At 71.0% G+C, this 22,029-nt stretch carries 24 protein-coding genes; 16 read left to right on the forward strand and 8 right to left on the reverse strand.

The genetic code is table 11. From position 1 onward, the window contains the following. Positions 1–27 precede the first annotated feature (27 nt). The 7 genes from ACVFI9_RS01090 to ACVFI9_RS01120 all read left to right on the forward strand — a co-directional run bounded on the left by ACVFI9_RS01090 (position 28) and on the right by ACVFI9_RS01120 (position 7,065). Entirely contained in the window at positions 28–567 is a 540-nt protein-coding gene (locus ACVFI9_RS01090) for a UGSC family (seleno)protein (protein ID WP_474764205.1), read from the forward strand. Between the two features lies 1 nt (position 568). Next, positions 569–1,696: a hypothetical protein gene (locus ACVFI9_RS01095; RefSeq protein WP_474764206.1), complete on the forward strand. Its 1,128-nt coding sequence runs from the start codon at positions 569–571 to the stop codon at positions 1,694–1,696. A 288-nt stretch (positions 1,697–1,984) separates the two neighbouring features. Beyond that, positions 1,985–3,088, forward strand: coding sequence for an ABC transporter substrate-binding protein (locus ACVFI9_RS01100; protein ID WP_474764207.1), 1,104 nt, complete (start codon positions 1,985–1,987; stop codon positions 3,086–3,088). A gap of 107 nt (positions 3,089–3,195) precedes the next feature. Continuing rightward, positions 3,196–4,032, forward strand: coding sequence for an ABC transporter ATP-binding protein (locus ACVFI9_RS01105; RefSeq protein ID WP_474764208.1), 837 nt, complete (start codon positions 3,196–3,198; stop codon positions 4,030–4,032). A gap of 1 nt (position 4,033) precedes the next feature. Beyond that, a complete protein-coding gene (locus ACVFI9_RS01110; protein ID WP_474764209.1) occupies positions 4,034–4,831 on the forward strand; it encodes an ABC transporter permease in 798 nt (265 codons plus the stop codon). 136 nt (positions 4,832–4,967) lie between these two features. After that, positions 4,968–5,756, forward strand: coding sequence for a polyprenol monophosphomannose synthase (locus tag ACVFI9_RS01115; RefSeq protein WP_474764210.1), 789 nt, complete (start codon positions 4,968–4,970; stop codon positions 5,754–5,756). Positions 5,757–5,862: 106 nt separating this feature from the next. Continuing rightward, positions 5,863–7,065, forward strand: coding sequence for an MFS transporter (locus ACVFI9_RS01120; RefSeq protein ID WP_474764211.1), 1,203 nt, complete (start codon positions 5,863–5,865; stop codon positions 7,063–7,065). Here ACVFI9_RS01120 and ACVFI9_RS01125 read toward each other — a convergent pair. From ACVFI9_RS01125 to ACVFI9_RS01135, 3 genes are all read right to left on the reverse strand, one after another. Next, entirely contained in the window at positions 7,043–7,957 is a 915-nt protein-coding gene (locus ACVFI9_RS01125; RefSeq protein WP_474764212.1) for a helix-turn-helix domain-containing protein, read from the reverse strand. The two genes, ACVFI9_RS01120 and ACVFI9_RS01125, sit on opposite strands and share 23 nt — an antisense overlap. A 58-nt stretch (positions 7,958–8,015) precedes the next feature. Further along, on the reverse strand, positions 8,016–8,801 hold the full coding sequence (locus tag ACVFI9_RS01130) for an SDR family NAD(P)-dependent oxidoreductase (protein WP_474764213.1): 786 nt from the start codon (positions 8,799–8,801) through the stop codon (positions 8,016–8,018). Positions 8,802–8,884: 83 nt separating this feature from the next. Continuing rightward, positions 8,885–10,159, reverse strand: a complete 1,275-nt coding sequence (locus ACVFI9_RS01135) for an ROK family protein (protein ID WP_474764214.1) — start codon at positions 10,157–10,159, stop codon at positions 8,885–8,887. Positions 10,160–10,306: 147 nt separating this feature from the next. Between ACVFI9_RS01135 and ACVFI9_RS01140 the strand changes: the two genes are divergently transcribed. The 5 genes from ACVFI9_RS01140 to ACVFI9_RS01160 all read left to right on the forward strand — a co-directional run bounded on the left by ACVFI9_RS01140 (position 10,307) and on the right by ACVFI9_RS01160 (position 13,015). Continuing rightward, entirely contained in the window at positions 10,307–10,654 is a 348-nt protein-coding gene (locus ACVFI9_RS01140; RefSeq protein WP_474764215.1) for a hypothetical protein, read from the forward strand. Between the two features lie 98 nt (positions 10,655–10,752). Then, entirely contained in the window at positions 10,753–11,457 is a 705-nt protein-coding gene (locus tag ACVFI9_RS01145; protein ID WP_474764216.1) for an RraA family protein, read from the forward strand. A 98-nt stretch (positions 11,458–11,555) separates the two neighbouring features. After that, on the forward strand, positions 11,556–12,038 hold the full coding sequence (locus tag ACVFI9_RS01150; protein ID WP_474764217.1) for a hypothetical protein: 483 nt from the start codon (positions 11,556–11,558) through the stop codon (positions 12,036–12,038). Positions 12,039–12,179: 141 nt separating this feature from the next. Further along, on the forward strand, positions 12,180–12,485 hold the full coding sequence (locus tag ACVFI9_RS01155; RefSeq protein ID WP_474764218.1) for a hypothetical protein: 306 nt from the start codon (positions 12,180–12,182) through the stop codon (positions 12,483–12,485). Further along, complete coding sequence (locus ACVFI9_RS01160; RefSeq protein ID WP_474764219.1) at positions 12,482–13,015, forward strand: methyltransferase family protein; 534 nt, start codon at positions 12,482–12,484, stop codon at positions 13,013–13,015. Before ACVFI9_RS01155 ends, ACVFI9_RS01160 begins: the two co-directional genes overlap by 4 nt. Here the strand turns inward: ACVFI9_RS01160 and ACVFI9_RS01165 are convergent. Together ACVFI9_RS01165 and ACVFI9_RS01170 are read right to left on the reverse strand one after the other, a co-directional pair. Further along, a complete protein-coding gene (locus tag ACVFI9_RS01165; protein WP_474764220.1) occupies positions 13,005–14,396 on the reverse strand; it encodes an alpha-hydroxy acid oxidase in 1,392 nt (463 codons plus the stop codon). The genes ACVFI9_RS01160 and ACVFI9_RS01165 overlap by 11 nt on opposite strands. Then, the gene (locus ACVFI9_RS01170; protein WP_474764221.1) at positions 14,390–15,235 is read right to left on the reverse strand and encodes a FadR/GntR family transcriptional regulator; all 846 of its coding nucleotides are present in this window, start codon (positions 15,233–15,235) and stop codon (positions 14,390–14,392) included. Before ACVFI9_RS01170 ends, ACVFI9_RS01165 begins: the two co-directional genes overlap by 7 nt. A gap of 218 nt (positions 15,236–15,453) precedes the next feature. Between ACVFI9_RS01170 and uraD the strand changes: the two genes are divergently transcribed. Continuing rightward, complete coding sequence (gene uraD / locus ACVFI9_RS01175) at positions 15,454–15,969, forward strand: 2-oxo-4-hydroxy-4-carboxy-5-ureidoimidazoline decarboxylase (protein ID WP_474764222.1); 516 nt, start codon at positions 15,454–15,456, stop codon at positions 15,967–15,969. A gap of 5 nt (positions 15,970–15,974) precedes the next feature. Here the strand turns inward: uraD and ACVFI9_RS01180 are convergent, their stop codons facing one another. Beyond that, positions 15,975–17,012 carry an NAD(P)-dependent alcohol dehydrogenase gene (locus ACVFI9_RS01180; protein ID WP_474764223.1) on the reverse strand — a complete coding sequence of 346 codons (1,038 nt, stop codon included), beginning with the start codon at positions 17,010–17,012 and terminating at the stop codon, positions 15,975–15,977. Between the two features lie 117 nt (positions 17,013–17,129). On the opposite strand from ACVFI9_RS01180, the gene ACVFI9_RS01185 reads away from it, so the two are divergent. Continuing rightward, a complete protein-coding gene (locus ACVFI9_RS01185; protein ID WP_474764224.1) occupies positions 17,130–17,636 on the forward strand; it encodes a DUF1707 SHOCT-like domain-containing protein in 507 nt (168 codons plus the stop codon). Between the two features lie 15 nt (positions 17,637–17,651). Here the strand turns inward: ACVFI9_RS01185 and ACVFI9_RS01190 are convergent, their stop codons facing one another. Together ACVFI9_RS01190 and ACVFI9_RS01195 are read right to left on the reverse strand one after the other, a co-directional pair. After that, positions 17,652–18,653: an NYN domain-containing protein gene (locus ACVFI9_RS01190; RefSeq protein ID WP_474764225.1), complete on the reverse strand. Its 1,002-nt coding sequence runs from the start codon at positions 18,651–18,653 to the stop codon at positions 17,652–17,654. A 64-nt stretch (positions 18,654–18,717) separates the two neighbouring features. Then, positions 18,718–19,311 carry a DJ-1/PfpI family protein gene (locus tag ACVFI9_RS01195; protein WP_474764226.1) on the reverse strand — a complete coding sequence of 198 codons (594 nt, stop codon included), beginning with the start codon at positions 19,309–19,311 and terminating at the stop codon, positions 18,718–18,720. Positions 19,312–19,481: 170 nt separating this feature from the next. Between ACVFI9_RS01195 and ACVFI9_RS01200 the strand changes: the two genes are divergently transcribed. Together ACVFI9_RS01200 and ACVFI9_RS01205 are read left to right on the forward strand one after the other, a co-directional pair. After that, entirely contained in the window at positions 19,482–20,258 is a 777-nt protein-coding gene (locus ACVFI9_RS01200; protein WP_474764227.1) for an IclR family transcriptional regulator, read from the forward strand. A gap of 82 nt (positions 20,259–20,340) precedes the next feature. Continuing rightward, positions 20,341–21,927 carry a serine hydrolase gene (locus ACVFI9_RS01205; protein WP_474764228.1) on the forward strand — a complete coding sequence of 529 codons (1,587 nt, stop codon included), beginning with the start codon at positions 20,341–20,343 and terminating at the stop codon, positions 21,925–21,927. Positions 21,928–22,029: the final 102 nt, after the last annotated feature.

The following is a 22,029-nucleotide window of genomic DNA, read 5'->3' on the forward strand; positions in this document are numbered from 1 at the left end:
GACGACCGCGATGAGAGGCATGTCGAGATGGCACTACACGAACTTCTGCTCGATCCGACGGGAATGGAGGAGCATGCGACCGACAGCACGCTGTCACCCCGTCCAGTGAGCCTCAAGGGGCTGACGATCGGGCTCCTCGACAACACGAAGCCGAACGCGACGATGCTCCTCGAGGAGATCGCGAAGGAGCTGCAGGAGCACTACGGCGCCGGCGAGGCGCGCATGTACACGAAGGACTACTTCGGCACTCCCGTGAAGGAGGCGCTCCTCGACCAGATCGTCGACGAGTGCGACGTGGTGATCACGGCCGTCGGGGACTGCGGCTCGTGCAGCGCGGCCACCGTGGCCGACGGCATCATGCTCGAGCGCGCCGGCGTGCCGACCGTGAGCATCACCTCCGACTCGTTCCTGATGTCGGGCCAGGCGATGGCGACGGTGCAGGGATTCCCCGGCTTCGACTTCTACGCGGTGCAGCACCCGGTCGCGAGCCTGAGCGCGGACGAGGTCAGGGAGCGCGCGCTGACCGCGCTGCCAGAGGTGCTGCGGATCCTGGGAGTGGAGGGCTGAGATGACGACGACATTGGAAGAGGCGAAGGTGCCCGGAGCGGAAGCGGAAGCGGAGGTGGAACAGCTCCGCGAGGTGCTGGAGCACTACTGGGATCGCGAGTGGACCGACGGGCTCCCGGTCGTGCCGGTGACCGAGGGCTACCTGTCGAAGTTCCTCGCCACGGTCGATCGCGACCCCGGCGAGGTCCTCTTCACGATCACCCACCTGAACCGCCACATGACCGTGCGGCTCGCCGCCGTCAACGCCGCGATGGCCGGATGCCGCCCCGAGTACTTCCCCGTCGTGGTCGCGGCCTGGGAGGCCATCGCCAAGGAGCCGCACCCGGCGCGCGGCATCTGGCAGAGCACGACGGGAACGGCGCCGTTCCTCGTCGTGAACGGTCCCATCCGGAACGAGATCGGGCTCAACAGCCAGGGCAACATCTTCGGGTCGGGCTTCCGTGCGAACGCCACGATCGGTCGTGCCATCCGCCTCGGCCTCATCAACGTCTTCGGCCTGCACCCGCACAAGCTCGACCAGGCGACGCAGGGCACGCCGGCGAAGTACTCGGCGTGCATCGGCGAGAACGAGGAGCAGAGCCCCTGGGCGCCGCTGCACACCGATCACGGTTTCGACGCATCCGACAGCGTGGTGACGGCGTACGTGATCCGCTCGGTGATGCACATCGAGGCGCGTCACACGATGGACCCCGAGCAGCTCGCCCTCGACTTCGTGGACACGATCCGACGTACCGGCTCGCTCATCCACGAGTACACGAGCGCGCTGCTCGTGCTGGTGCCCGAGCACGCCGAGGTGTTCGCGTCGGCGGGCTGGAGCAAGGACGATCTGCGCGACTTCGTGTTCGAGCACGCCACCCGTCCGCGCTCGGAGCTGGTGGCGGTCGGCAAGGACGCGCTGTCGCACAAGACGCGCTGGCGCCTGGCGTCGAACCACCCGGATTCGATGCCCGACACGGCCGCGGCATCCGACGATCCCGACACCGTGCGCGTGCTCAGCCACCCCACGTCGATCCAGATCATGGTCGCGGGTGCCAACAACGCCGGCGTCTCGGCCGTGGTCGAGGTGTTCACCCTCAACCCGCCGCGGGAGCATCCGTTCTCGTACAGCAAGGTCGAGGCCCGCGACTGACCCGGCCCCCGCGCGTCCGCGAACGCGTGCAGATCCGTCCAGCACAATTGCGTCCGCGGACGCTCTCGGCGGATCTGCACACGTTCGGCGGGGTGGGGGGCGACCGCGACACCCGAACGGCCTGCCCCGCCCGGGGACGGGTGGTCGGCCTGCGTTGCAGCCCCGACCGCGGCAATGAGATGCTTTTCGCTTGATGAAAACCCCATTGGGATAGGCATCCGGCACTGGGCAGACTCGACCTGCCGTCCACAACGATGCGGGCGGGTGGATTTGACACAGGAGTCAGACATGATCACAGCAGTGGCGCATCCGACCGCCAGACCGTCGAAGAAACGCTTCGCACGCATCGCCGCGGCCTTCGTCGCAGCCGGAGCGCTCGCGCTCACGGGCTGCGCGGGCCAGGGCACGACGTCCGGCGAGACCAACGGCGAGGCGGCCCCAGAGAAGCTCGAGAAGATGGTGGTCGTCACCTTCCTTCCGCTCGAGTCCTTCACCTTCACCCCCGAGATGTACGCGTATTCCGGCGGGTACTTCGAGAAGCACGGCCTCGACGTGCAGCTGCAGCCCGTGCAGGGCACCGCGGCGGCGATCCAGACCCTGCTCGGAGGGGCGGCGCCGATCACCCGTGCGAGCACGGTCGACGTCTTCCCCGGCATGGAGGACGGCCAGCCGATCGTCGCGGTCGGCACCATGGCGCGCAAGTCCAACCTGCGCGTGATCTCGACGGAGGACAAGCCCATCGAATCCGCCGAGGACATGGAGGGCGAGGTCATCGGCCTCGGCTCCATCGGCGGCACGAGCGAGAAGATGCTGAACTTCGCGCTCGACGACGCCGACGTGCCGCGTGACTCGGTCACGCGCCAGGCCGTGCCGGTCACGGCGGCGACGTACGAGATCGTGAAGCAGGGCACGCTCAGCGGCTACGTCGTGAGCCTCGACACCTCGCTCGCGATCGCCCAGCAGAACGACGACGCGGTGGTCAGCGACGCCGGCCTCGGTGACGTGCCCGACCTGCAGACCTGGATCACGACCAAGTCGAACCTCGAGAACCCCGAGCGCGTCGCGCAGATCGAGAATTTCCTCGCGGCGATCAAGGAGGCCACGCAGGCCGTCATCGACGACGCGGAGAACGACTTCGCGAACGTCCTGGAGGTCCTGCGCGAGAGCGGTGACTGGGACTTCCCGGCCCTGCAGGACGACGAGGTGGCCGTCGGCGCGCTCGAGGTCTACACGTCGAAGACGTGGGCCGACGAGTCGGGCACGGTGGGCCTGCTCGAGAACGACCTCGACGCCTGGAACAGCGCGTACGAGACGTACACCAAGGGCGGACTGCTCAAGGGCAGCGGAAACCCCGAGGAGTGGATCACGAGCGATTACCTCCCCACTGACTGATTGCACACCGTTCCCCCAGGGTCCGCCCCGCTCACGCGGGCGGGGCGGTCCGGGACCAACCCGATGAGAACCGGGGAGAACCCGAACAGAGAGGCAGTGTCGCCCCGATGAGCAACGACATGATGACGCCGACCATTCCGACGTCCGAAGCGGGCACCGAGACCCCTCGGCTCCTGATCACGGGAGTCGGTCGTGACTTCCACACCAAGGCCGGCGTCACGCACGCGGTCTCGGGAATCGACCTGACGATCCAACGCGGCGAGTTCGTCGCACTGATCGGCCGCTCCGGCTGCGGCAAGACCACGCTCCTCCGGATGATCGGCGGACTCCTGCCGCCGACGACCGGGACGATCGAGGTCGACGGCAAGTCGCTGTGGCGCGACAACAACCACGTCGACTCCTCCGCCATCACGAAGCTCGGCTTCGTCTTCCAGGAGAGCAACCTGTTCCCCTGGTTCTCGGTGCTCGACAACATCGCCCTGCCGCTGAAGCTCCGCGGCGTCGGCAAGCGCGAGCGACGCGCCCGGGCCACCGAGTTGGCGGCGCTCGTCGGTCTCACGGGCTTCGAGCGCTCGTATCCACGAGAGCTCTCGGGCGGCATGCGCCAGCGCGCCGCGATCGCCCGCGCACTCAGCACCGAGCCCGAACTGCTCCTCATGGACGAGCCCTTCGGTGCGCTCGACGCCCTGACCCGGGAGCGGATGAACCTCGAACTGCAGCGGATCGTCATGGAGACGACGTCGACCGTGGTGTTCGTCACCCACGACATCCCCGAGGCGGTGTTCCTCGCCGATCGCGTCGTGCACATGACGCCGCGGCCGGGCCGGATCCGCCAGATCCTGCCGGCCGACTTCCCGAAGCCGCGCTCGGTCGACCTGCAGACGACCCCCGAATTCAATGACATCGTTCGTGCCCTGCGGCACGACCTCGACGAGGAGGAATGACGTGAACCAGACCCGAATGCTGAAGATCCTGCCCTGGATCGTCACGCCCACGCTGGTCGTCCTGATCATCGTGGCCTGGCATGTCATCGTCACCACCATGAACGTGAACACGTTCATCTTCCCGCCGCCCGCGATGGTGTGGGAGTCCCTCGTGACCCTGCTCGGGGAGTCGAGGACCTGGGACGCCGTGCTCGTCACGGTCACGGAGGTGCTGATCGGCTTCAGCATCGCCGTGGTCGCGGGCCTCGTCGTGGGCGTCGTCCTCGGCAAGGTGCACTGGCTGGAACTCAGCCTGCGTCCACTCATCGTGATCACGCAGGTCGCGCCGAAGGTCGCGTTCGTGCCGCTCTTCGTGATCTGGTTCGGCTTCGGGCTGACCTCGAAGATCGTCCTCTCAGCGCTCCTGGCGTTCTTCCCCGTGATGCTCAACGTCCTCCTCGGCGTCCGCTCGGTCGAGCAGGGCCACCGCGAGGTCATGCAGAGCTTCAATGCGACGCGAAGCCAGGCCTTCTTCCAGCTCGAGATGCGCAGCCTCCAGCCGTACCTGTTCGCGGGTATGGAGGTGGGCATCGTGCTCGCGACGATCGGTGCCATCGTGGGCGAGTACCTCGGCGGCAACGACGGCCTCGGCAACCTCGTGGTGTCGGCGATGAACTCGTTGGATGCGGCCAGGACCTTCGCGCTGATCCTGCTGCTGTCGGTGATCGGACTCGTGTTGTACCTCATCGTCAACGAGGCGAAGCGGTTCTTCATCCCGTGGCACGAGTCGGTGTACGGACTGCGGAACGCCACCGCCTGACCCGGCATCGCGACGACGGCGAACGTGCTGCGATCCACTCCGGATCGCGGCACGTTGGCCGTTTCGGGGCGACAGTGGTCCGTGCGGGCGGCGACCCGTACGATGGTGCCAGCACCGCATCGAGGGGAGTACACGGATGTCGCGGCCCCTCGTGGTCATCCCGACCTACAACGAGCGCGAGAGCCTCGCCGACACCGTCCAGCGGGTGAGGGCGGCGGTGCCCGAGGCATCCGTGCTCGTGGTCGATGACTCGTCGCCCGACGGCACCGGCGCGCTCGCCGACGGACTCGCCACGGCCGACGGTGCGGTGCACGTGCTCCACCGCACCGCGAAGAACGGCCTCGGCGCCGCCTACCTCGACGCGTTCGGCTGGGCGCTCGAGCGAGGCTACGACCCCATCGTGCAACTCGACGCCGATGGGTCGCACCTGCCCGAGCAGCTGCCACGCCTCCTCGCCGCGCTCGACCCGGTCGGGGCCGCCGGTCCCGCCGACCTCGTCATCGGCTCGCGCTGGGTCCCGGGCGGGGCCATCGAGAACTGGCCACGGCACCGCGAGTTCCTCTCGCGGTGGGGGAGCGCCTACGCGCGCGCCGCGCTGCGCCTCCACACGCGTGATGCGACGGCCGGGTATCGCGTGTTCCGCGCAGACGCCCTGCGTCGACTGCGGCTCGAGGACGTGCACACGCGTGGCTACGGGTTCCAGGTCGACATGCTGTGGCACGCCCGCGACGCCGGTCTCACCATCGTGGAGGTTCCCGTCACGTTCGTGGAACGCACGCGGGGCCGCTCGAAGATGAGCCCGGCCATCGTGATCGAGGCCATGATCCGGGTGACGGCCTGGGGAGTGCGCAGCCGATTCGGGCGTCGTCGGGCGGATGCCACGGCAGAGCCTCGTGGCGCGCAGACGGGGAGCGCGGCATCCTGACGTGACCGCGGCGCCGATCTCCGGAGGAACGGTCGGGTCTCGGCGACGATCGGTCGGGTGCGCTCGGCGCGCCGACGGGAGTCTGGAGTGGACCTGAAGGAGCACCATGTCCACCGACACGCTTTCGACGGCGGCGCAATCGCCCGCTGCGTCGACCACGCCCACCGTCCGTCCGGCCGACTGGCTCGCCGTCGTCTCGCTGGGACTGGGCATCTTCACGCTCGTGGCGAGCGAGTTCCTGCCCGCGAGCCTGCTCTCGCCGATCGCCGCCGACCTCGGCATCACCGAGGGCGTCGCCGGTCAGCTCGTGACCGCGACGAGCATCATCGGCATCATCGGCGGACCGCTCGTCGTGTCGAGCCTGCCGCGACTCGACCGGCGCTGGGTGATGGCCGGACTCACGACCCTCGCCATCGCCTCCAATGTGCTCGTCGCCGTCGCGCCGGCGTTCGGGCTCATGCTGGCCGCCCGACTGCTGCTCGGCATCTCGATCGCCGGGTTCTGGGCCATGTCGCTGGCGGTGACCGCCCAGCTGGTGCCGGCCGACCGGCTCGGTCGGGCCATGACGATCGTGAACACGGGCGTGTCGCTCGCGACGATCGCCGCGGTGCCGGCGGGTGCCTACCTGGGGGAGCTGCTCGGATGGCGGGCGGTGTTCCTCCTCGCCGCAGGCGCCGGCGTGCTGACGCTCGCCGCGCAGCTCTCGACGCTGCCGTCGGTGCCGCCGAGCGGGGCACCGGGCTTCCGATCGCTGCTGCAGACGGCGCTCACGCCCGTGGTGGCGCTCGGCGTGCTCGCGATCGTGCTCATCGCCGGCGGGCACTTCATGGGCTTCACCTACCTGCGGCCGGCGTTCGAGACGATCGACGGGCTCACGCCCGGGTTGCTCGCCGTCCTGCTCATGGTGTTCGGCGTCGCGAGCTTCATCGGCAACCTCGTCGCCGGCCCGTTGGCCGACCGGCGGCTGCGCGCGCTCGTCATCGCCGCGCCGATCGCGATCGGCGTGGGAACCGCGCTGTTCGCGATCGCCGGGTCGGGCCTCGCGATGGCGTTCGTCACGGTGTTCGTCTGGGGCGTCGGCTTCGGGGCCGTCCCGACGATGGTGCAGACCTGGGTGGCGCACGTCGCCCCCGAGCGGCTCGAGAGCGCGGGCGGGCTCATCGTCGCGGCATTCCAGATCGCGATCACGATCGGCGCCGCCGTCGGCGGACTCCTCGTCGACTCGGTCGGGGTGCAGGCCGCGTTCATCGCCGGCGGAATCGCCGCCGTGCTCGGCGGCGTCGCCCTCAGCTCGGCACGGGCTCGCTGACGGGAGCCGACTCGGCGCCGAGTCGCGCGACGGCTCGGCGCCAACTGCCGGGCGGAGCGCCCGCGTGCCGACGGAAGGCGCGGCTGAAGCCGGCCTCGCTCTCGTAGCCGAGCCGGTAGGCGACATCGCCGACCGAGGCGCCGTCGCGGAGCATCCGTTCGGCTCGTTCCATTCGCACGCGAGTCAGGTAGCGGGCAGGCGTATCGCCGACGGCGTCCTTGAAGTGCTCCGCGAACTGCGATCGGGACGCTCGGGCAAGGCGGGCGAGCGACTCGACCGTCCACGGTGAGCCGGGGTCCTCGCGGATGGCCTCGATGACGCGGCCGAGGTGCGGGTCGCGCGCGGTCGCGAGCCATTCCCGGGCGCTGCCGCAGCCGCGCTCAAGCCAGATGCGCACCGCGGCCGAGGCCACGACATCGGCGAGCCGATCGATGACGGATCCGCTGCCGGCTCGCTCGCTCGACGCCTCGGCGAGCATGGTCTCGAGGAGCGACGCGAAGAACGGCTCCTGCACCCGGAAGCCGCAGGCGAACAGCACTTCGGGCATCGCCGACGTCGCGAACGCCTCGGCGTGCTCGAGCGCGAGGGAGCCGCTGAGGAGCCGCGCCGACCGAGCAGCTCGAAGTTGCGCCGAGCCGCTGAACGGCAGCATCACGAAGTCGCCGGTCTGCATCGTGAGCGCCTCGCCGCGATCGCGGCGCAGCTCGAGCGCGCCGTCGGCGACGTAGTGGAACCGAATGCCGCGGCCGTGGTCGTGCACGACCGCGGCCGCCGGGAGGTGGCGGTGACCGAACTCGAGCACCCGCCAGCGCAGGCGCTCGAGCACCCGGTCGATGCTGCGTCCGGCATCGTCGACCTCGTCGGGGATGGGGCCGACCTCGATCGCGCTCATGTGAGGTGCAAGTCGAGGTCGTCGCCGAGCATTCCCTCACCCGGGGACGAGCGATGCGTCAGCGGCGTTCCTCGGCGATGGCGTTCCCGCCGTCGACCGGGATGAGCTGGCCGGTGACGTAGGCCGCGCCGGGCGTCGCGAGCCAGGCGATCGCGGAGGCGACCTCCTCGGGCCGACCACTGCGCGCGAGCGGCACCAGCAGTCCCTCCTCGGCCTCGCTCGGCAGCTGGCTCGCGGTTGCGATCCAGCCGGGGGCCACGGCGTTCGCGGTGATGCCGGAGAGCGCCTCGTCGACCGCGAGGGCGCGCACGTAGCCGAGCATGCCGGCCTTCGCCGTGGCGTAGCCGACGTCGCCCTTCGATGCCATGAGCGGCCCCGAGACGCTCGAGACGCAGATCACACGGCCCCATCCGACCTCCCGCATGCCCGGCAGCATCGCCCTGGTGAGCAGGAACGCCGTGGTGAGGTTCATGGCCAGGCTGGCGTTCCAGTCGGCGAGCGGCATCGTGCCGTCGCCGTGGAGCATCTCGGGGTCGCCGGTCGCGATCATGCCGGCGTTGTTCACGACGATCGTGGGACGGATGCCGGCGGCCGCGAGTTCCGCGGCGAGATCGTCGACCTGGTCCTCGGTGTCGAGACGCGCCACGAACCCGGTGGCCGTGATGCCCGCGTCGCGCAGTTCCTCGGCCCGCTCGAGGACGCGCTCGCTGGTTGCCGTGAGCACGATGCCGGCACCGAGCTCCCCGAGGGCCTTCGCCGCAGCGAAGCCGATGCCCATGGGGCTTCCCGCTCCACTCACGATGGCGATGCGTCCGTCGAGGTTCCACAGGTCGGGGAGGGTCATGACGACATCGTACGCACGCGCTGCGGCTGTCGAGCAGGGGCGCAGGGCGTGCCGGCGCGCACGGCGAGACCGCGCCCGGCGACTCAGCGCGCGAGGAGGAGGGGGTCGGCGAGCAGGCGCTCCTTGGCCTGGCGCCGGGCGCCCACGAGGGGCGCGTCGTCTCCCGCACGCGCGGCAACGATGGTGGGGATCGCGCCGAGCGCCCCGCCACCCAGCGTCGGACGGTTCGCCCGGTACGCGGTGTCGATGTCGGCCACGAGCCGCGACCAGTAGCCGCCGACCACGACCATCGCGGGGTCGATCGTCGGCACCACGAGTTGCAGGGCGCGTCCGACCCAGCGGGCCGCGTCGAGCCACGACCACCGTGCTCGGTCCGCCGCCGCCTCGATGCGTGCCACGAGCTCCTCGAGCGCTGCGGCGCGCCCGTGCTTCGCGGCGAAGTCGGCGAGGTCGGCCCGCTCGAGCACGTGCTCGGGCGACGCGACGGTGGCGAGACATCCGCGTTGTCCGCACTCGCAGCGCACACCGTCCTCGACGACGGGGAGATGTGCGAACGACATCGCCATCCCGTGCGCGCCCGGCAACGGCCTGCCGCCGGCGACCGCCGCCGCCGCGACGGCTGTGTCGCCGGCGAGGTACAGCACGTCGGCGACCTCCGTCGGTCCGCCGCGCTCGGCCGCCACGGCCGCCACGGCGGCCGGCTCGAGGGTGAGCGGGAGGAGCAGCTTCGGCTCGACCTCGACGAGGGCGGGCACGCGGGCTCGAAGTTCTCCGAGCACGTCGACCGGCTCGACGCCGAACCGGGCGTCGGTGATGACCACGGCAGGCGAGCCGGCCACGATGCCGTCGACGAGCACCGTGACCTCGGCGATCGGATGCTCCGACCGCTCGGCACGGGCGAGGGCGCGCGAGAGTGCCGAGGCGAGCGCATCGAGCGCCGTCGCGGGCGTCGGCGATGAGCCGCCCGGGCCATCGGCTTCGGCGAGGGCTGCGACTTCGGCGATGGGAACCGGGAAGCGACCGAGCTCCTCGCCCGACAGGCCCGCGAGCGTGGCGACGGCATCGTCGGCGCCGATCATGCAGGTGACGAGCACCCGGTCGGCCGCCGAGAGCGAGAGCGGGGCGGCACGCCCGTCGCCCGTCGCGTCGGGCTGCGCGGGTCGCAGCACACCGGCGTCGATCAGGCGGGCGGTGAGCCCCGCGATCGCACCGCGACCGAGGCCGGTCGCGGTGGCGAGCTCGCTCCGCGTCGACGGGCCATGATCGACGAGGTGCTCGAGGACGAGCGTCGTATGGGCGAGATGCGTCGTGAGCGGACCGGTCGTGGGAGGAACGGAGGTCTCGCCGACGTTCGTCATGCCGCAAGCATGGTGGGCGGCGCCCCCGCGGGTCACCTACCCCATTCGGGGGGTATGTGCGCGGGTGTCCGCGTGCAACCCCTTGCCGCCCTATGCCGCCCCGCGTAGACCGAGGACATACCGCAACCGAGAGGAAGGAGACCGCTCATGGCGATCCGACTGAACGAACCCGCACTGCGGCAGGCCCGCGCGCTCGTACGCGAGGGCAAGGTGGTGCGTGACGAGCGCGACGACTGGAGCGAGCACGCGCCGAGCGCCGACGAGGAGAACGCGTTCATCGAGCGGAACGGCTGGGCGGAGTACCGGCACTGGCACCTCGGAATCGACGACGACGAGACCCGGGACACGAAGCAGGCGTCGTCGTTCCCGTTCGGCGACTTCACGAAGGTGCACCGGTGCGCCGTGGTCGCCCTCGAGAGCCGCGCCGGCCAGTACGACCACGACGAGATCCGCGACGAGGCCAGGAAGCTGCTCGAGCTCATCGACGAGGGCTGAGCCGGGAGGGCCGGATGCCGCGGGCCGGCGCCGCTCGAAGGCCGCGCGATGACCATTGGACGTGCCGGAACGCGCGAGTCGGTGGGACACTCGTCGCCATGCAGAACGACACGCCCACGCGCTCCCAGCCGGCCCCACCCACCGCGGCGGTCGCCGACGCCGCCCTGCGCCTCGGGGTGGACGCCCGCCTCGCGCCCGTCGCGCTCCGGGCGCTCGCCCCGTGCGCACCCCTGTCGGGACGCGCCCGACCCGTCACGCACCTCGGCAGCGTCGACGTGCTGCTCGAGACCATCGACGACGCGGCAGTCGGCGATGTCATGGTCATCGACAACGGGGGACGCCTCGATGAGGCGTGCATCGGCGACCTCATGGTGCTCGAGGCCGAACGTGCCGGGCTCGCCGCGATGGTGGTGTGGGGCCAGCATCGCGACACCGCGCAGCTCCGCGAGATCGGGTTGCCGGTCTTCAGCCTGGGCACGTGCCCGTACGGACCTCGTCGGGTACCTCCGGCGAGCCGACGCATGAACTCGGCGTTCCTCGACGGCGTGGCTGTGACCGAGGCCGACCACGTCTTCGCCGACGATGACGGCGTGCTCGTCGTGGCATCCGACCACATCGACGAGGTGATCGAGCTCGCACGCGAGATCCAGCGCGTCGAGACCGCACAGGCCGAACGGATGCGGGCCGGCGCGACCCTGCGTGAGCAGCTCGACTTCTCGGCGTACCGGCGGCGACAGGCCACCGAGCCCGACTTCACCCTCAGGCGTCACCTGCAGGAGCGGGGTGGCGCGATCGAGGTGTGACGGTCTGTCAAGGGGTTGGGTCGGACCCGGCGCCGCGCGTACGCTCACCGGATGTCGAGGCCGTGGATCGATCCCGTCGATCCCGTGAGGAGGACCCGATGACGAAGCAGAGCCAGCAGGAACGAGAGACCCGTCGAGCGGCGAAGCGAGCCGTGAGAGAAGCCGAGCGGTCGGCGAAGCAGACACACCACCTCGCGTCCTCGCTCCCGAAGGAGGTGCGCCCGAAGGTCGACGCGCTCGCCGACGTGGAACGCGCCCGCATCCGGCGCGCGAAGGACGAGGTCGGCAGCAGCCCCCGCCGAGCGCGCCGCGAGGCCCGCGTCGCCGCGGCACGGCTCGAGCGCATGGCCGTGCGGTACGGCACGGCCGGCGGACGCGCCTCCTCGAGCGACGCCTCCCGCAGGGGCCGCCCGTCGAAGGTGATCAAGCGTCAACGCGTGCAGGTGAAGGAGGCGAAGACGATGGGCGTGGTCACGGGGATCCGCACCCTGCTCATCGGCCTGTTCACGCCGACCGATCGCCGGAGCCAGCAGAAGGTCGCGAAGCGCCGTGCCCGCCGATTGAAGTTCGGCACCGCATAGGCCGTGCATCGGCAACCCTGAGGCGCTCGGCGCTCGCGGGCGGTGCGGCACGCGGTGGACGCACGCGGCACTGCATGAAGCATCCGAGAATGGGTGATTCTCCTGATGACGCCACGGGCCTCCGTCCGTAGCGTCGCAGGCATGGATCTCGCCGTGATCGCCGGCATCCTCTCCACCGGCCTCTTCGCCATGAGCTACCTGCCCATGCTGGTGAAGGCCGTACGCACGAAGGACCTGTCGTCGTACAGCCTCGGCAACATCGCGATCACGAACCTCGGCAACGCCGTGCACTCGGTCTACGTCTTCAGTCTGCCGATGGGACCCATCTGGTTCCTGCACGCCTTCTACCTCGTGGCCTCCGCGCTCATGCTCACGTGGTTCCTGCGGTATCGAGCCGCGTGCGGGCGGCACGCCACGCGCCGCGTGCCACGAGAGCGGGTGCCGTGATCGCGAACCTGGCCCGACGCGTCGTGGCGGCGTATCAGAACCTCCCGCTCCCGGCGGGTTCGGCTCTCGGCGTCGTCGCAATCCTCGTGCTCGAGCGCGTCCGGCCCGCACCTCTCCGCGGTCCGCGGGCGATTCGACGTACCGTCGGCGCGATCGCGCTCACCGCAGGGTGTGCGCTGAACGCGTGGGCGCTCGCCGAGCGCCGCCGGCGGACCGTCGGCGAGTTCCAGCTCGAACAGCCGCAGTCGATCGTCATCACCGGGCCGTACGCGTTCAGTCGCCACCCCATGTACGTCGGATGGTGGCTCATCCACCTCGGTGTCGGCGTCCTGCGCGGATCGGCCTGGGTCGCGGCCACGCTGCCCGTTGCCGTCGTGATCGAGCACCTCGGCGGTGCGCTCGCCGAGGAACGGGAGCTCCTGGCGCGGTTCGGCGAGGACTACGCGCGGTACGCCGAGCAGGTGCCGCGTTATGCGGGCCGGCCCAGGCACCGCCGGCGCCGGCCGAGCGGCGGGCGCGTCACTTCGTGACGGAGCTGCGCGCGGCGGGCTTGGTGCGGCCCATCGTCGCCGCAGTCGTCGTCGTCGTCGCAGCCGCCTGCTGCGTCGACGACGGGCGCGGCGTGCGGACGGTCTTCGGCTTCGACGACGCGGCGGCGGCCGCGGCATCCGCCACCGGCTTCGCGACGGGCTGCAGGCGCGCGAGCTGCGTCACGTGCTGCGGGCCCAGCTCGTCGAGCGTCGCGACTTCGAGGAGCTTCATGGTGCGCTCGATCTCGGAGCGCAGGATCGCGATGGTCTTGTCGACGCCGCGGCGGCCCCCGGCCATGAGCCCGTAGAGGTAGGCGCGCCCGACGAGCGTGAACCGGGCGCCGAGCGCGATCGACGCGACGATGTCGGCGCCGTTCATGATGCCGGTGTCGAGGTGTACCTCGAGGTCGCGGCCGACCTCGCGCACGACGTGCGGCAGCAGGTGGAAGGGGATCGGCGCGCGATCGAGCTGGCGGCCGCCGTGGTTGGACAGCAGGATGCCGTCGACGCCGCGGTCGGCGAGGAGCTTCGCGTCCTCGACCGTCTGCACGCCCTTCACCACGATCTTGCCCGGCCACATCTCGCGGATGTCATCGAGGTCGTCGAAGGAGATCGTCGGGTCCATCGCCCAGCCGATCATCTCCTCGACCGTGCCGCCGGTCGAGGTGAGCGAGGCGAACTCGAGCGGAGGGGTGGTGAGGAAGTTGATCCACCAAGCCGGTCGCGGCAGGGCGTTCACCACGGTGCCGAGCGTGAGCTGCGGCGGGATCGAGAAGCCGTTGCGCTTGTCGCGGAGGCGCGCGCCCGCGACCGGCGTGTCGACCGTGAAGAACAGCGAATCGAAGCCGGCGGCTGCCGCTCGCTCGACGAGCCCGTACGAGAGCTCGCGCTTTCGCAACACGTAGAGCTGGAACCAGTTGCGGCCCGTCGGATTCGCCGCCGTGACGTCCTCGATCGAGGTCGTGCCGAGTGTAGAGAGCGTGAAGGGGATGCCGGCGGCACCGGCTGCGCCCGCCCCGGCGATCTCGCCCTCGGTCTGCATCATGCGCGTGAATCCCGTTGGCGCGATGCCGAAGGGCAGGGCGCTCGGGCCGCCGAGCACCCGGCGGGTCGTGTCGACGACCGGTACGTTGCGCAGGATCGACGGGTGGAACTCCACGTCCTCGAACGCCTGTCGTGCGCGCGCGAGCGAGAGCTCGCCCTCGGCGGCGCCTTCGGTGTACTCGAACGGCGCCTTGGGCGTGCGGCGCTTCGCGATCGCGCGCAGGTCGGCGATCGTGAGGGCTTGCTCGAGCCGACGGTCGGTCGGATTGAGCGTCGGCTTCTTGAACTGCATGAGCCGCCCGACCTCGCGGGGGTTCGGGAACTGGCGCTTCACCATGTCGGGGTGCTCTCTCTCGTGGGCGTCGTCGGGTTCCCCGAGCCTGTCGAAGGGTCCCTGGGCCTGTCGAAGGGGGACGTCGCTTCGACGGGCTCGGCGACCGGCGGGGAGATCTCGGCGTAGTACCCCGAGATGTGGTCGTGGATGCGGGTGCGCGCGGCTGTGGCATCCGCCGTCCTGATCGCGTCGACGACGCCGCGGTGCTCGCGACGCAGGCGTGTACTGGTCGCGGACCAGTCGCCGATGCTGCGGAGACCCGCGAGCGCGTAGCCCTCGATGCCGCTGCGAAGGCCGGCCATGGTGGCCGTGATCACCTGGTTTCCGGATGCCTCGGCCAGCGCGAGGTGGAAGGCGGCGTCGAGCGCGAGGAACTCCGGCGGTTCGAGGCCCGGGGAGTCCATGGCGTCGAGCAGGCGCTCGGCCGCCGAGAGGTCGGGGCGCGCGGATGCCTCGGCCTGAGCCTCGGCGACGGCGAGGTCGCCGACGACGGATGCCTCGAGCACGAGCCGGGTGCGCACGATATCGCCGACGGGGAACCCGCGCGCCGCGACCTGCAGCCGCATCAGGGCGCTCATGGCGCCGCCGGGAGTGGCGATGATGATGGCGCCGGCGTTGGGTCCGGAGCCCGCGTGCGTGCGGATGAGGCCGAGCACCTCGAGCACGCGCAGCGCCTCGCGCACGCTCGAGCGGCCAACGCCGAGCGCCGCCGAGAGCGCGCGCTCGCCGGGAAGGCGGTCGCCGGGCGCGAGCGTGCCCTCGACGAGCTGGCCTTCGATGTGCTCGAGCACGGTCTGCCAGGCGCGGGGTTCGATGGATCGCGCGGATGCCTCGTCGCCCATGCCGTCCTCCGTTCGCGCGCGGTGTGGTCTGACCACGGTAGCAGATGTGGTCAGACCACATGGCCTTCCTCCGCAGCCGGGGACTTCGCGAGACCTGAGGAGGATCGGGGCGAGCGTCCGCGGATGTCGTGACGTCCTCAGGTGCGTCGATGGTGTGCCGGATGCCCCGAGGCGCAGACTGGTCGCACGGCGCGCCCGCGCCGGAAGGAGCGCACGACATGAGCGACATCACTGCGCCGGGTCGGCGGTTCCGTGAGGAACTCCGGGCCTGCCTGCACGTCGAGCGCTGGGTCGACGAGGTGGCGGATGCCGCGCCGTACGACTCGGTCGATGAGCTCCTCGCCGCCGCGGCCGCCGCGGCGACGCCGCTCAGCCCCGACGAGATCGATGAGGCGCTCGCCGCCCACCCGCGGATCGGCGAGCGAGCCGCCGGCGCGGGTGCGGCCGCGCGGTTCTCACGCGCGGAGCAGTCCGCCGCCGACGCAGGCGACGCCGAACTCGCCGCGGCGATCGCCGACGGCAACCGGGCCTATGAGGAGCGGTTCGGTCGGATCTTCCTGATCCGAGCAGCCGGCCGGTCGCGCGCGGAGATCCTCGCCGAACTCGCCCGACGCCTGGTGCTCGACGACGCGGGCGACCTCGCCGTCGTGGGCGAGCAGCTCCGCGAGATCGCACTGCTCCGGCTCGAGCAGCTCTTCGCCAACGCGCCGACGCCGATCGGCGAGGCATCCTGACCCACCTACGGCACCACGACCGCCCGCCCGCGCAGGGTGCCCTCGTGCAGTCGGCGGTACGCCTCGGGGGCCTCGTCGAGCGAGAACACCTCGGTCTCCACGTGCACGTGGCCCGACCGAGCCAGGTCGAACACCTCGAAGAGCTCAGACCGCGAGCCCCAGTACGGCGAACGCACGGCGGAGTCGTACGGGCGCGCCAGCACGCCGCCGGGAAGGGTGCCCGCGCCGACGCCGAGGAGCACCTGGTCGCCCTCGACCGAGATCATCGCGTGGCCCGAATCGAACGTCGGCTGGATGGCGACGAAGTCGAATACCGCGGTGGCGCCCTTTCCGCGCGTGAGCTCGCGCACCCGCTCGGGAGCCTGGCCGTCCGAGGGGAACACGTGATGCGCACCCACCTCGGTCGCGAGCTTCAGCTTGTCGACGTTCACGTCGAGCGCGATCACCATGGCGGGCGTCAGTGCCCGGAGCATCTGGATCGCCACGTGACCGAGTCCGCCCGCGCCGATGACCACGGCGGTGGAGCCGGGTACGAGTTTCGGCAGCGACATCTTGATCGCGTGATACGGGGTCAGGCCCGCATCCGTCAATGCCACGTTCGCGACCGGGTCGAGATCGCCGATGGGCAGCAGGTGGCGCGCATCGGGCACGAGCATGTACTCGGCCATCGAACCGGGGGAGCCGAGGCCCGGGGGAGGCGCGATGTTCAGCTCGGCCGCGCGCTCGCAGTAATTCTCCTTGCCCTGCGAGCACTGGTAGCAGCGGCCGCAGCCCTGCGGCCCGTACACGGCCACCGACTCGCCGAGCGTCAGCCCCGTGACGCCCTCGCCGAGCTTGTCGACGACGCCGATGCCCTCGTGGCCGAGCGTGAGAGGCAGCCCGAAGGTGTACTGCTCGGCCGGGAGGCCCATGAGGAAGCTGTCGGAGTGGCAGGCGCCCGCCGCGGTGACCTTGAGCCGCACCTGCCCCGGGCCCGGCTCGGGCGTCTCGACCTCGACCACCTCGGGCTCGGCGCCGATCTTGCGGTACTGCAGTGCCTTCATGTCCTCGTACTCCGTTCGTCGCGGGGGTCCTGACGGCCATCAGCCTTCATTGTCGAGGTGACGGATGCCGCGACGAAAGTCCCATCCGGAGGTCGGAGCACGCGGCACGCTGGGGTCATGAGCGGATATGCGAATCCAGACCGGCCCCAGCTGCGGCTGAGCGACGCCGAACGCGACGAGGCGGTGGGCGCCCTCTCGGCGGCCCGCACGGAGGGACGACTCACCGAGCCCGAGTACCAGGAGCGGGCGAGTGCCGTGCGCAGGGCGGTCACGAGGGGCGACCTCGGGCCGATCTTCGCCGACCTCCCTGATGCGGCACCCGCGGAGCAGCAGCTGCCCGGTCCGAACGCGCCCGTGCCGGCGCCGCCGCCTCCGGTGATGGCGGCGCCGATGAGCGGCTACGACGGGGCCGCCGCCTACCGGGAGCCGCGCCGGTCCCGAGCACTCGGCGGACGCGTGGGCGACACCATCATGGCGCTCACGCCGTTCCTCGCCACGGCGTTGTTCTTCCTGTTCGGGTTCTACGTCAACTTCGCGTGGTCGTGGCTGTGGTTCCTGCTCATCCCGGTGGTGGCGATCATCATCTACGGGCCCGGCGGCCGCGACGATCGCCGCTCCGACTGAGCGGGTCGGGTCGGGTCAGTCCTTCTTCGCGGCCTTGGGCCGGATGCGGACCCGGTTGCCGCCCGTCTCGTCGAGCTCGACCACGCCCGCGCGCGACTTCACGAAGTCGGTGAACGAGGCGAACCCGAGCGCGCGTTCCTGGAACCCCGGGTCCATGCGGAGCATCTGGTTCTTCACGGCGCCGCTCGCCTGCCACTCCTGATCGTTCTTCGCCCGAAGCAGCTCCAGCGCCTTCAGCAGCAGCCGGCCGGGGTTGCGGGCCGCGGGCGTCGGCGCCGGCTCGGCAGACTTCGCGCCTGCAGCCTTCGTCGTCGGTGCGGCCGGCGCGGCATCCGCCTGCTTCGCCCTGGTGCTGCGCGAGCTCTTCCTGGTGGCACCCGTCGCGGTGTCGGATGTCTCGGCCGGAGCTCCGGGCGCCGGTTCGGGCTGCGCGCCCTCGTCGGCCTCGACCGCGGCATCCGTCGAGAGCAGCGCGTCGTAGTCGGCGAACTCGTCGCACGACGCCGTGAGCGCTCGGCTGGTGCCGCCCGAGACGCCGATGCCGACGACGTAGCGGCCGAGCCGCTTGCATTTCTGCGCGAGCGCGACGTAGTCGGAGTCGCCCCCGACGATGACGATGTGGGTGAGGTCCTCGATGCGGAACATGTCCTCGACGGCGTCGACGGCAAGGCGGATGTCTGCCCCGTTCTTCGTCGCAGAGAGCGGGAACAACTGCACGAGGTCGACGGCGCGGTCGATGAGCTGGCCGCGGTAGCTCGCGTTCACGGGCGTCGACCAGTCGGCGTATGCGCGAGAGATCGCGATCGTGCCGAACGTCGCGGCGAAGTCGAGCACCGCGTCGATGTCGACGGTCGCCTCCTTGAGGCGCGCGGACGCCACCGTGCCGGGCGCGACGGTCTTCGAGCGCGACGTGTCCTTGCGGTACGCGCCGTCGCCGTGCAACTGGTCGTACCGAGAGATGACGATGTTGTCGAAATCGAAGTACAGGGCCACACGGGGTTCTGCCGAGGCGAGCATGTCGACCTTCCGTCGGTGGGCGTCACCTCGATCGTAGGCCCGTGGGTTGAGGAGGCGCTGCTCCTCAACCGGCGGTCGTGGCCGTGAGCTCGCCCTCGGCGCGCACCCCGGCCGCCTCGAGCACCTCGAGGAACGCCTTCATCCAGGTGCCGTTGTCGGGCCAGGCGCGCGCGGTGACGAGACGGCCGTCGACCACGCCGCCGCCGTTCTCGAACACGCCGCCGGCTGTCTCGACGTCGACCGCGAGCTCCGGGTACGCGGACGACCTGCGCCCCTGCAGCACGCCCGCCGCCGCGAGCAGCAGCGGCCCGTGGCAGGTCGCCGCGACCGGGGCATCCGCCTCGAAGAAGTGACGCACGATACGCTTCGCGTCCTCGTTGTTGCGGATGTACTCGGGAGCGCGCCCGCCGGGCACGACGATCGCGACGTAGTCGGCCGGGTCGACGTCGGCGAACGCGACATCCGCCGGCCAGGTGTGACCGAGCTTCTCGGTGTAGGTGTCGAAGCCGTCGACGAAGTCGTGCACGACGAACTGCAGCTTGCGCGCCTCCGGGGCGCCGAGGTGCACCTCGAAGCCCGCCTCCTGCAGGCGGTGGTAGGGGTAGAACACCTCGAGCGTCTCCGCGGCGTCGCCGGTGAGGATGAGGATCTTCGACATGGGGTACCTCTCTGTACGTCGGGGCGGTCGGGATGCTTCTGCGAACGGATGCCCCGCCCGCGGCATCCGTCACCGATGCTCGCCCCACTCGGGAGTGGTCGTCACCGGGCGTTCGCACTATGTGCGAATCGTCGTGGAAGTCTGCCGGACTCGGCCGTAGCATCGGCGTCATGAGCGCAGTGGAGCGCCGGAGCGGCACGGGCATCCAGTCGGCCGAGCGCGCCCTGCACATCCTCGAGCTCGTCGGCGCTGCGCCGACCGGCCTCACCGCCGCCGAGATCGCCGAGCGGCTCGGGCTCGGGCAGTCGACGACCTACCGCCTGCTCGCGACGCTGCAGCACGAGGACTACCTCGCGCGCCAGCCCGGCGAGCACCGGTACATCCTGGGTCGCTCGGTCGACGAGCTCGGGCGCGCCCTGCAGGTGCAGCTCGTCGCGACGAACCCCGTGCGGGCGGTGCTGCGCGCCCTGCACGACGCGGTGCACGCGCCCGCCTACCTCACGGTGTTCCGCGGCGACGACATCGCCGTGGCGCACATCGCGGACTCGCCCGAGCATCCGCGCATCGGCCAGCTGCACGTGGGGTTCGCCGAGGCGTCGCACACGACCGCGTTCGGCAAGCTCATGCTCGCCTCCCGCGACGACGCGGCCGTCGCCCGCTTCCTCGAGCGGCGCGGCGCCGCCCGGCTCACGGCCTCGAGCGTGACGGATGCCGCGACGCTGCGCGAACAGCTCGACGAGGTGCGCGCCCAGCAGCTCGCCGTCGAGGTCGAGGAGTACCTGCCGAAGCTCGCGTGCATCGCGGCGCCCGTGCGCAGCCCGGCCGGGCGCGTCGTGGGCGCCGTCTCGGTCTCGGTCTCGGCGAAGGACCTGCCGTCGCGGGCGTGGGAGCTCGAGCGGGCGGTGCGCCGCGGCGCATGGCAGGTGTCGGCGCGCGTCGCGAACTAGCGGCTGGCCCCCGGTTGCGCGGCAGCGCGTCGCGCGTCGCCGCCGATAGTGTCGAATCGGTCTGTCGTTCGAGGAGTCACCCATGCTGCACGTCCGTTCCGCCCTGCCGGCGCTCGCCGCCGCGATGGTCATCGCGCTCACGGGATGCACCGCCGACACGACGTACGCGCCGCGCCCGGTCTCGGGCGACACGCCCGCCGGCGACGCGGTCGAGCTCGCAGACGGCGGTCTCGACGGGGCGCTGGAGGAGCTGCCGTCCATCGTGGAGCGCGTGCTCGAGGAGTCGGGTGTGCCGGGAGCCGCCGTCGCGGTCGTGCAGGGCGACGAGCTGCTGTTCGCCGAGGGGTTCGGCGTCAAGGTCGTCGACGGCGACGACCGGATCGACGAGGAGACCGTGTTCCAGATCGCGTCGATGTCGAAGCCCATCGGCGCGACGGTCGTGGCGACCCAGGTCGACGCCGGTGTGGTCTCGTGGGACACCCCGGCTGCGCCGCTTCTCCCCGGCTTCGCGCTCTCCGACCCCTGGGTGACCGACCACGTCACGATCGGCGATCTCTATGCGCATCGGTCGGGGCTGCCGATGGCGGCCGGAGACGACCTCGAGGACATCGGCTACGACCGCGACGAGGTGCTGCAGCGCCTGCGCTTCGAGCCGCTCGACCCGTTCCGCACCACGTACCACTACGCCAACTTCGGCATGACGGCCGGTGCGCAGGCCGTCGCGAACGCGGCAGGCGTCGACTGGGAGAGCCTGTCGGAGCAGGAGCTCTACGAACCGCTCGGCATGGACTCGACGAGCTCGCGCTACGAGGACTTCCTCGCCCGCGACGACCGGGCGACCCTGCACGCGCTCGTCGACGGGACCTTCCAGCCCCTGTACGAGCGCGACCCCGACGCCCAGTCTCCTGCGGGCGGCGTGAGCTCCAACGTCGTCGACATCGCCAAGTGGATGTCCCTCGTGATTGGGCAGGGCACCGCCGCGGGCGACGAGCTCATCGACCCCGGCGCGCTCGCACCCGCGATCTCCGCCGAGATCGTGTCGGGTCATCCGCCGTTCCCCGGACGCGCCGGCATGTACGGGTACGGCTTCAACGTCGGCTCCCAGCCGAGCGGGCGCGTCACGTTGAGCCACTCGGGCGCGTTCACGCTCGGCGCCGCGACGAACTTCCAGATCGTGCCCGAGCTCGGTCTCGGCGTCGTCGCGCTCACGAACGCCGGTCCGGTCGGCGCGGCCGAGGCCATCGTCGCCGAGTTCCTCGACCGCGCGCAGTTCGGCGAGTCGACACGCGACTGGTACCCCGCCTACAACGGGGCGCTGGGCCACTACTACGCGCCGGCGGGCGACCTCGCCGACGCGACGGCGCCCGCCGACCCCGCGGCATCCGCGCCCCTCGAGCAGTTCGCGGGAACGTGGACGAACGAGTACTTCGGCGACGCGGTCGTCGAGCTCGACGGCGACACGCTCATGGTGCGGCTCGGCCCCGACGGCGGCTACGCGCTCGAGCTCGAGCCCTGGGACGGCGACACCTTCGCGTTCGTGCCGACGGGTGAGAATGCGCCCTTCGGCTCGCGTTCGTCGGCGACGTTCGAACTCGCCGGCGGCGCCGGCGGCGACCGGATGACGCTGCAGTTCTTCGACGCGAACGGACTCGGCACCTGGACGCGCTGACGCCGGCGCCCCATGTATCCGTTCCCGCGCGGCGTTCCCATTCGGTCGGAAACATGACGCGGGAACGGGAACGTGCGGCGGTCAGGCGGCGGTAGGGCGCAT

Source organism: Agromyces sp. NSFZ, assembly GCF_056156205.1.

What these genes read in the sequence shown, in the direction of transcription:
- ACVFI9_RS01090 (WP_474764205.1), top strand. Translation starts at nt 28, where the DNA reads ATGGCACTACACGAACTTCTGCTCGATCCGACGGGAATGGAGGAGCAT.
- ACVFI9_RS01095 (WP_474764206.1), top strand. Translation starts at nt 569, where the DNA reads ATGACGACGACATTGGAAGAGGCGAAGGTGCCCGGAGCGGAAGCGGAA.
- ACVFI9_RS01100 (WP_474764207.1), top strand. Translation starts at nt 1,985, where the DNA reads ATGATCACAGCAGTGGCGCATCCGACCGCCAGACCGTCGAAGAAACGC.
- ACVFI9_RS01105 (WP_474764208.1), top strand. Translation starts at nt 3,196, where the DNA reads ATGAGCAACGACATGATGACGCCGACCATTCCGACGTCCGAAGCGGGC.
- ACVFI9_RS01115 (WP_474764210.1), top strand. Translation starts at nt 4,968, where the DNA reads ATGTCGCGGCCCCTCGTGGTCATCCCGACCTACAACGAGCGCGAGAGC.
- ACVFI9_RS01120 (WP_474764211.1), top strand. Translation starts at nt 5,863, where the DNA reads ATGTCCACCGACACGCTTTCGACGGCGGCGCAATCGCCCGCTGCGTCG.
- ACVFI9_RS01125 (WP_474764212.1), bottom strand. Translation starts at nt 7,957, where the DNA reads ATGAGCGCGATCGAGGTCGGCCCCATCCCCGACGAGGTCGACGATGCC.
- ACVFI9_RS01130 (WP_474764213.1), bottom strand. Translation starts at nt 8,801, where the DNA reads ATGACCCTCCCCGACCTGTGGAACCTCGACGGACGCATCGCCATCGTG.
- ACVFI9_RS01135 (WP_474764214.1), bottom strand. Translation starts at nt 10,159, where the DNA reads ATGACGAACGTCGGCGAGACCTCCGTTCCTCCCACGACCGGTCCGCTC.
- ACVFI9_RS01140 (WP_474764215.1), top strand. Translation starts at nt 10,307, where the DNA reads ATGGCGATCCGACTGAACGAACCCGCACTGCGGCAGGCCCGCGCGCTC.
- ACVFI9_RS01145 (WP_474764216.1), top strand. Translation starts at nt 10,753, where the DNA reads ATGCAGAACGACACGCCCACGCGCTCCCAGCCGGCCCCACCCACCGCG.
- ACVFI9_RS01150 (WP_474764217.1), top strand. Translation starts at nt 11,556, where the DNA reads ATGACGAAGCAGAGCCAGCAGGAACGAGAGACCCGTCGAGCGGCGAAG.
- ACVFI9_RS01155 (WP_474764218.1), top strand. Translation starts at nt 12,180, where the DNA reads ATGGATCTCGCCGTGATCGCCGGCATCCTCTCCACCGGCCTCTTCGCC.
- ACVFI9_RS01165 (WP_474764220.1), bottom strand. Translation starts at nt 14,396, where the DNA reads ATGGTGAAGCGCCAGTTCCCGAACCCCCGCGAGGTCGGGCGGCTCATG.
- ACVFI9_RS01170 (WP_474764221.1), bottom strand. Translation starts at nt 15,235, where the DNA reads ATGGGCGACGAGGCATCCGCGCGATCCATCGAACCCCGCGCCTGGCAG.
- uraD (WP_474764222.1), top strand. Translation starts at nt 15,454, where the DNA reads ATGAGCGACATCACTGCGCCGGGTCGGCGGTTCCGTGAGGAACTCCGG.
- ACVFI9_RS01180 (WP_474764223.1), bottom strand. Translation starts at nt 17,012, where the DNA reads ATGAAGGCACTGCAGTACCGCAAGATCGGCGCCGAGCCCGAGGTGGTC.
- ACVFI9_RS01185 (WP_474764224.1), top strand. Translation starts at nt 17,130, where the DNA reads ATGAGCGGATATGCGAATCCAGACCGGCCCCAGCTGCGGCTGAGCGAC.
- ACVFI9_RS01190 (WP_474764225.1), bottom strand. Translation starts at nt 18,653, where the DNA reads ATGCTCGCCTCGGCAGAACCCCGTGTGGCCCTGTACTTCGATTTCGAC.
- ACVFI9_RS01195 (WP_474764226.1), bottom strand. Translation starts at nt 19,311, where the DNA reads ATGTCGAAGATCCTCATCCTCACCGGCGACGCCGCGGAGACGCTCGAG.
- ACVFI9_RS01200 (WP_474764227.1), top strand. Translation starts at nt 19,482, where the DNA reads ATGAGCGCAGTGGAGCGCCGGAGCGGCACGGGCATCCAGTCGGCCGAG.
- ACVFI9_RS01205 (WP_474764228.1), top strand. Translation starts at nt 20,341, where the DNA reads ATGCTGCACGTCCGTTCCGCCCTGCCGGCGCTCGCCGCCGCGATGGTC.